The 7578-nt window shown below is 67.5% G+C and carries 8 protein-coding genes; 6 read left to right on the top strand and 2 right to left on the bottom strand.

What is annotated here, in order from left to right:
- Positions 1-442, top strand: a 442-nt coding sequence (locus BHE75_RS08540) for an NAD-binding protein (protein ID WP_191225167.1), incomplete at its 5' end; no start/stop codon positions are given.
- A gap of 24 nt (positions 443-466) precedes the next feature.
- Here BHE75_RS08540 and BHE75_RS24420 read toward each other — a convergent pair.
- Positions 467-625 carry a hypothetical protein gene (locus tag BHE75_RS24420; RefSeq protein ID WP_170112671.1) on the bottom strand — a complete coding sequence of 53 codons (159 nt, stop codon included), beginning with the start codon at positions 623-625 and terminating at the stop codon, positions 467-469.
- A gap of 210 nt (positions 626-835) precedes the next feature.
- On the opposite strand from BHE75_RS24420, the gene rimO reads away from it, so the two are divergent.
- From rimO to argC, 5 genes are all read left to right on the top strand, one after another.
- Complete coding sequence (rimO, locus tag BHE75_RS08535; protein WP_070935653.1) at positions 836-2173, top strand: 30S ribosomal protein S12 methylthiotransferase RimO; 1338 nt, start codon at positions 836-838, stop codon at positions 2171-2173.
- A 63-nt stretch (positions 2174-2236) separates the two neighbouring features.
- Positions 2237-3622, top strand: a complete 1386-nt coding sequence (locus tag BHE75_RS08530; protein ID WP_070933616.1) for a leucyl aminopeptidase family protein — start codon at positions 2237-2239, stop codon at positions 3620-3622.
- A gap of 231 nt (positions 3623-3853) precedes the next feature.
- The gene (locus BHE75_RS08525) at positions 3854-4186 is read left to right on the top strand and encodes a MarR family transcriptional regulator (RefSeq protein WP_041864980.1); all 333 of its coding nucleotides are present in this window, start codon (positions 3854-3856) and stop codon (positions 4184-4186) included.
- A complete protein-coding gene (locus tag BHE75_RS08520) occupies positions 4110-5051 on the top strand; it encodes a C40 family peptidase (protein ID WP_254684400.1) in 942 nt (313 codons plus the stop codon). The genes BHE75_RS08525 and BHE75_RS08520 overlap by 77 nt, the downstream gene beginning before the upstream one ends.
- Positions 5048-5986, top strand: coding sequence for an N-acetyl-gamma-glutamyl-phosphate reductase (argC, locus tag BHE75_RS08515; RefSeq protein ID WP_070933614.1), 939 nt, complete (start codon positions 5048-5050; stop codon positions 5984-5986). Before BHE75_RS08520 ends, argC begins: the two co-directional genes overlap by 4 nt.
- Before the next feature lie 313 nt (positions 5987-6299).
- Here the strand turns inward: argC and clpX are convergent, their stop codons facing one another.
- Positions 6300-7568 carry an ATP-dependent Clp protease ATP-binding subunit ClpX gene (clpX, locus tag BHE75_RS08510; RefSeq protein WP_015460174.1) on the bottom strand — a complete coding sequence of 423 codons (1269 nt, stop codon included), beginning with the start codon at positions 7566-7568 and terminating at the stop codon, positions 6300-6302.
- Between the last annotated feature and the right edge of the window lie 10 nt (positions 7569-7578).

Raw genomic sequence — 7578 nt, 5'->3', positions numbered from 1 at the left:
GCGCGCCCGCGCAATGATCATATCGGCGGGCCGCGACGACACGTCGATCCTGATCGTGCTGACGGCGCGCAGCCTGGCGCCCGACCTGCCGATCAGCGTGGTGATCCGTTCGGAGGATAACGAGGCCCTCGCGCGGCAGGCGGGCGCCACCACGGTCATCAATCCGGTGAGTTTCGCGGGGCTGCTGCTGGCGGGATCGACTCAAGGGTCGCACATCGCCGAATATATGGCGGATCTTGCCGCGGCGGACGGCAGGGTAGCGCTGAACGAACGGCCCGTCACCGCGGAGGAGATCGGGCGGCCGCTGTCGAGCATCGCCACGGGCCTTGGCCTGCGCATCTATCGCGACGGCAAGCCCCACGGCGCCTGGGACGACGCCGCGTCGGAGCTCAGGGCCGGGGATGTCATCGTCGAGATCAAGCCCCGACGCCCCCGGCCCTGACGGCACCGGTTCATATATTTCCTCTTATCCGACCGATCCGGCCTTGTCCCGGCACTGCTCCAGGCAGCGTTCCAGTTCCTCGGCATAATCGATCAAGATCTTGACAACGCTTTGATTATGAGAGAGCGCCGCTATACGGCGGGCTCGTTCAGCCTCCTTCTTGATGGCCTCGGGCCGTTCCATTTACTAACTCCAAACGCTACACGCCCCATGCGATTGCGCCCTCCTCAATTCGCGGGATACGGGGGTTGAACACCTGTCGCGTCACAAGACGGACCCAACCGGCACAAACCTTGACCATGGTTGAGATTCGATAAATTTTTGCGCCGCAGCACGGCGAAATCGCTCCCCCTCTCGCAAAATGCCTCGCGATCCACTATGTGGCGCGCGCTCATGACAACGACACTCCCCTCCGCGCCGAAGGTCGGCATGGTTTCGCTCGGCTGCCCGAAGGCGCTGGTGGACAGCGAACGCATCCTCACCAAGCTGCGTGCGGACGGCTACGAAATGTCCGGCAATTACGACGATGCCGATGTCGTGCTGGTGAACACCTGCGGCTTCCTCGATTCCGCCAAGGAGGAAAGCCTGGAGGCGATCGGCGAGGCGATCGCGGAAAACGGCCGGGTGATCGTCACCGGCTGCATGGGCAATGAAGCGGAGGTGATCCGCCAGCGTTTCCCCGGCGTGCTCGCCGTCACCGGCCCGCACCAGTATGAAGCGGTGGTCGGCGCCGTGCACGAGGCCGCGCCCGTGCCCCCTTCCCCCTTTCTGAACCTGGTGCCGGAACGCGACCTGAAGCTGACCCCGCGTCACTACAGCTATTTGAAGATTTCCGAAGGCTGCAACCATCGCTGCGCCTTCTGCATCATCCCTTCGATCCGGGGTGATCTCGTCAGCCGCCGGCCCGACGCGATCCTGCGCGAGGCGGAAAAGCTGGTCCAGGCCGGGACGAAGGAACTGCTGGTCATCAGCCAGGACACCTCGGCCTATGGCGTGGACATCCGGCACCAGCCCCGCGCCTGGAAGGGCGGCGAGGTCCGCGCGCACATGACCGATCTCGCCCGCGAGCTGGGCAGGCTGGGCGCCTGGGTGCGGCTCCACTACGTTTACCCCTATCCCCATGTCGATCAGGTCATCCCGCTGATGGCCGAGGGGCTGGTGCTCCCCTATCTCGACATTCCCTTCCAGCATGCGAGCCCCAAGGTGCTGAAGGCGATGAAGCGCCCGGCGAACGAGGCCAAGGTGCTGGAACGGCTGAAGGCGTGGCGGGCCATCTGCCCGGATATCGCAGTCCGATCCTCCTTCGTCGTCGGCTTCCCCGGCGAGACGGAGGAGGACTTCCAGTATCTGCTGGACTGGCTGGACGAAGCCCAGCTCGACCGCGTCGGCGCCTTCCGGTTCGAGCCGGTCGAGGGCGCTGCCGCCAATGCGCTGCCCGATCCGGTGCCGGAAGAGGTTAAGGAAGAGCGCTACGCCCGGGTCATGGAGAAGACCGCCGCCATCTCCGCTGCCAAGCAGCGCGCGAAGATCGGCCGCACGCTCGACGTCATCATCGATGCGGTCGATGCCGAGGACGGCGGCGCCACCGGCCGGTCCAAGGCCGATGCGCCGGAGATCGACGGCGAGGTCCATCTGCGCGATGCGGGCCACCTGAAGCCCGGCGACATCGTCAGCGTCGTCATCGAGGATGCCGACGATCACGACCTGTTCGGGGCGCTGCCCGGCGCCTGAAGCGTGGGGCAAGGCGTGGAAGCCCGTCTCGCGCGCCGCCATTTTATTGGCTAGGAAGGCGTCATGACGGATTTCGCGCCCCTGCTGCAGCCCGATCGCGGGCAGCCCGCCCACCTCCTCTACACCGTCCGCAAATCGGGCTTCGACGAATGGTTCGCCGGCCAGCCCGAACGCGCGCGCGGCGCGCTGGAAGCCGCCTTGTTCAAGGGCAAGGCCGGCCAGTTCGCGCTGATCCCCGGCGCCAAGCCCGATGACTGGGCCGTCGCGCTGGGCCTGCCCGAGGAAACAGGGCCGTGGGATCTGGCCGGCGCGGCGGCGCGGCTGCCGGCGGGCACCTATCGGCTGGCGGAAGGCGATGCCGGGCCGGCGGCGCTGGGCTGGCTGCTCGCCCATCATCGCTTCGATCGCTATCGCGGCGAGGCGGAGCCCATTCCCGAACGGATATTGCTGACCGCCGATCCCGCGCGCATCGACGATATGGTGCGCATCGCCGGCGCCGTCGCGCTGGTCCGCGATCTGGTCGATACGCCCGCCGCCGACATGGGGCCGGCGGAGCTTGCCCATGCGGCGGAGGCTGTGGCCAACGCCAACGGCGCCAACTTCACCGTCACCCAGGGCGACGCGCTGGCCCAGGGCTTCCCGATGATCGCCGCCGTCGGCCGCGCCGCCATCCGCGAGCGCGCGCCACGGCTGATCGAGCTGGAATGGGGCGATCCCGCCCACCCCCGCATCGCCATCGTCGGCAAGGGCGTGTGCTTCGATTCCGGCGGGCTGGATATCAAGCCTTCCTCGGCGATGCTGCTGATGAAGAAGGACATGGGCGGCGCGGCGCATGCGTTGGCGCTCGCCTCGCTCGTCATGCAGGCGCGCCTGCCGGTGCGGCTGCACCTGCTGATCCCGGCCGTCGAGAATGCGGTTTCCGGCGATGCCTTCCGCCCGGGCGACATCCTCAGGAGCCGCAAGGGCCTCTCCGTCGAGATCGGCAATACCGATGCGGAGGGACGGCTGGTGCTGGCCGATGCGCTGGCGCTGGCGGCCGAGAAGGAACCTGCGGTCATCATCGATTTCGCGACGCTCACCGGCGCGGCGCGGGTGGCGCTCGGCCCCGACCTGCCGGCCTTGTTCGCCAACGAGGACAGGCTGGCGGACGACCTGATCGCCGCCGCCGCCGCCGTTTCCGATCCCATATGGCGGATGCCGCTATGGGCCGGCTATGCCGACATGCTGAAATCCACGATCGCCGACATCAACAATGCCGGCGAAGGCGGCATGGCGGGCTCCGTAACGGCGGCCCTGTTCCTCCAAAAGTTCGTGCCGGCCGCCATCCCCTGGGCGCATTTCGATACCTTCGCCTGGCGCCCGTCCGCCAAGCCCGGCCGCCCGCGCGGCGGCGACGCGCTGGGCCTGCGCGCCGCGTGGGAGATGTTGCGGACCCGTTTCGGCGGATAGGCGGCATCTGCAAATCGGCTTGCCGGCGTTTGCGCCAGAATTCGCCGGGGCGAATTTTCAAACCAACGCTCACGCGGCACGCTGCGTCCCCGCGACCCGCAATTTTTTTACGCTGCCGTGACGATGGGATGAAACCAGCAGGGCGCTGGCTGGTTGTTGCGGATGTGGGCCGATCCCCGCCCCCGCCTGCAACGAGGAGTCCCGGTGACGGACAGAGCACTCTCCGACTGGATGGACGCCCTGGTGCGTTATGTCCGATCGGGCAGTCCCGATCTCACCAACCGCCAGATGGCGCTGCTGCTGGCGGTTTACCTTGCCCCCGGGCCACATACGGTCCGCGGCCTCGCCCAATTGCTCGGTGTTTCCAAGCCCGTCGTAACGCGCGCCTTGAACACGCTCGGCAGCCTCGGCTATCTGCGCCGCGAACGGGACGAGTCCGACCGGCGCAACATATTCGTCGCGCGCACGGACAAGGGAGCGGAATTCCTTGCAAGCTTCGCAAGCCTCATCGCGGCTCGGCCAGAGCCGCACCAGCATCGGCACGCCGGCGGCTCCGCGGGCTGAACGCTTTCGCCTGACGGGGCCGAGCGTCCGGCTCGATCCGCGCATCTACGCCGTCCGCAAGGACATTGCCGATATCGCGCTGGCCGACCGGGTCTTCGCCCCCCATTATGCCGAGGCCGAACAGGCGCGCGTCGCCGTGCCGTCCGTGGCGCTCCGCGAAGGCCCTTCGGATGATGCCCGCGCCGTATCCCAATTGCTGTTCGGCGAAGGCTTCGCCGTGATCGACAGCGAGGGCGGCTGGGCCTGGGGCTATGGACTGCACGATCATTATGTCGGCTATCTGCCCGCCGCCGTCCTGGGCGATATGGGTGCGGAGCCCGATCATGTCGTGCGGGCGGCCTCGGCGCTGGTGTTCGCCGATGCGGACATCAAGTCCCCGGTCGTCGCGACGCTGCCGATGGGCAGCCGCTTCGCCGCCACGGCGGAAGGCGCGTTCCTCAGGGCCGAAAACGGCTTCATCCATTCGCGCCATGCCGGCGCCATCGCCGCCGCCGAACAGGATGTGGTGGCCGTCGCCGAACGGCTGCTCGGCCAGCCCTATCGCTGGGGCGGGCGCGGCGGCGACGGCGTCGATTGCTCGGGCCTCGTCCAGACGGCCTTCGCGCTATGCGGGCTGGCCGTGCCCCGCGACACCGATCAGCAGGCCGAAGCGATTGGCGAGGAGATCGCGGACGGCGCGGCGCTGCGACGCGGCGACCTGATATTCTTCCCCGGCCATGTCGGGCTGATGGCGGACGGCGAGACGCTGGTGCACGCCAACGCCCATTGGATGGCCGTCGTCCGCGAGCCGCTGGCCGATGTGATCGCCCGGCTGCAACCTGAACACGAAAAGCCCGTCCTTTCGCGGCGGAGAGTATTGCCATGACAGTGAAGGTCTTCATCGACGGCGCGGCCGGCACCACCGGCCTGGAAATTCGCGAGCGGCTGGCCGACCGGAGCGACGTGGAGCTGCTCCACATCGCCGAGGACCGGCGCAAGGATGCCGATGCGCGCGCCGAGATGCTCAACACCGCCGATGCGGTGGTCCTCTGCCTGCCGGACGATGCCGCGCGCGAGGCGGTGGCCCTGATCGCCAACGATACCACGCGGGTGATCGATGCTTCCACCGCGCACCGCACCGCGCCGGGCTGGACCTACGGCTTCGCCGAGGTGGAGCCCGGCCGCCGGGCGGAACTGGCGACCTCCACGCGCGTGTCCAATCCGGGCTGCTATCCCACGGGCTTCCTGGCCCTGGTGCGCCCCCTCGTCCGCGAAGGGCTGCTGGCGGCGGATGCGCTGCTCTCGGTCAACGCCACGTCCGGCTATTCGGGAGGCGGCAAGTCGATGATCGCCGCGTTCGAGCATGCCCATGTGCCCGACGCCACCGACACCGCCTTCCGCATCTACGGCCTCGGTCTCGGCCACAAGCATGTGCCGGAAATGCAGGGTCATGCGGGCCTTGCCCATCCGCCCATCTTCCTGCCGGCGGTGGCGCGCACCTATCGCGGAATGCTGGTGGAGGTGCCGCTGCACCCGCTATGGCTGAAGGGCGGCCTCGCCGACGTGCGCGATGCGCTGGTCGAGGCCTATCGCGGCAGCCCGGTCGTCCATGTCGAAACGGCCGGCGATCAGGCGCTCCTCACGCTCGAGCAGGCGGCCGGCACCGATCGGCTGGAACTCTACGTGTTCGGCAACGCCGCCACCGGCCAACTCCGCCTCGTCGCCGCGCTCGACAATCTCGGCAAGGGTGCGGCCGGCGCCGCCGTCCAGAACCTCAACCTGATGTGTGGCCTGGGCGAAACGGCGGGGCTGCGACTGTAAAGGCCGCCGCCACCGCGGGGGCAAACCGCCTCCGCAACACACTCGCCATTCCCGCGAAGGCGGGAGCCGTAGGCCAGCGCAGCTAATCCATTGTGTCGGGAGCTATCGGCTCAATCAGGCCGGCCGCATCCGGGGAGGAGGCGTGGGACGCGCTGCTCCAGCTTGCGAAAGTGGCGAGCGAAGCGCAGCGCAAGCATCAGCATCGCCCGGACGACCACCCGCCCAAAACGAACCGCCCGCGAAGCTGCCCAACCTCTCGGCGGGGCATCCTCGCGGGCGGCAATCGCTTTATCAGGTGTGGAGCCTGCCGGCGTCAGGCCGCCGGGCTGGCTTCCTTGCCCTTCTTGGTGAAGACGCGGACGGGCTCCTTGCGGCCCTCGACCACATCCTTGTCGACCATGATCTCGTCCACCCCGTCCATCGACGGCAGGTCGAACATGGTGTCCAGCAATATGCCTTCCAGGATCGATCGCAGGCCGCGCGCGCCGGTCTTCCGTTCGATCGCCTTGCGGGCGATGGCCGAAAGCGCCTCGTCGGTGAAGCCCAGCTTCACGTCCTCCATCTCGAACAGCTTCTGATACTGCTTCACCAGCGCGTTCTTCGGCTCGGCCAGGATCTTCACCAGCGCCGGCTCGTCCAGGTCCTCCAGCGTCGCGATCACCGGCAGGCGGCCGACGAACTCGGGGATCAGGCCGAACTTCAGCAGGTCCTCCGGCTCGCACTGGCGCAGCACCTCGCCGGTGCGGCGTTCCTCGGGCGCGGCCACATAGGCGCCGAAGCCGATCGACTTGCCCTGCAGGCGATCGCCGATGATCTTCTCCAGGCCGGAGAAGGCGCCACCGCAGATGAACAGGATGTTCGTCGTGTCCACCTGCAGGAATTCCTGCTGGGGATGCTTGCGCCCCCCCTGCGGGGGCACGGAGGCGGTGGTGCCTTCCATCAGCTTCAGGAGTGCCTGCTGCACGCCCTCGCCCGAAACGTCGCGGGTTATGGAGGGGTTGTCCGCCTTGCGGCTGATCTTGTCGATCTCGTCGATATAGACGATGCCGCGCTGCGCCCGCTCGACATTATAGTCGGACGCCTGGAGCAGCTTGAGAATGATGTTCTCCACATCCTCGCCGACATAGCCCGCCTCGGTCAGAGTCGTCGCATCCGCCATGGTGAACGGCACGTCGAACGTCTTGGCCAGCGTCTGCGCAAGCAGCGTCTTGCCGCAGCCGGTGGGGCCGACGAGCAGGATGTTGGACTTGGCAAGCTCCACCTCGGCGCCCTTGGCGCCATGGGCCAGCCGCTTGTAATGATTGTGGACCGCGACGGAGAGCACGCGCTTCGCCTGGCTCTGGCCGATCACATAATCGTCCAGCACCTTGCAGATTTCCTGCGGGCTGGGGACGCCGCCATCCTTCTTGCTGACGAGGGCCGACTTCGTTTCCTCGCGGATGATGTCGTTGCACAGCTCGACGCACTCGTCGCAGATGAACACGGTTGGGCCGGCGATCAGCTTGCGCACCTCATGCTGCGATTTCCCGCAGAACGAGCAATAGAGAGTGCTCTTTGAATCGCCGCCACTCAGCTTGGTCATACTTCTTTCC

The sequence above is a fragment of the Edaphosphingomonas haloaromaticamans genome (assembly GCF_001853345.1).
Classification (GTDB): domain Bacteria; phylum Pseudomonadota; class Alphaproteobacteria; order Sphingomonadales; family Sphingomonadaceae; genus Sphingomonas_E; species Sphingomonas_E fennica.
Note: the sequence above shows the minus strand (reverse complement) of the source record. Positions and strands in the feature narration are given on the sequence as shown.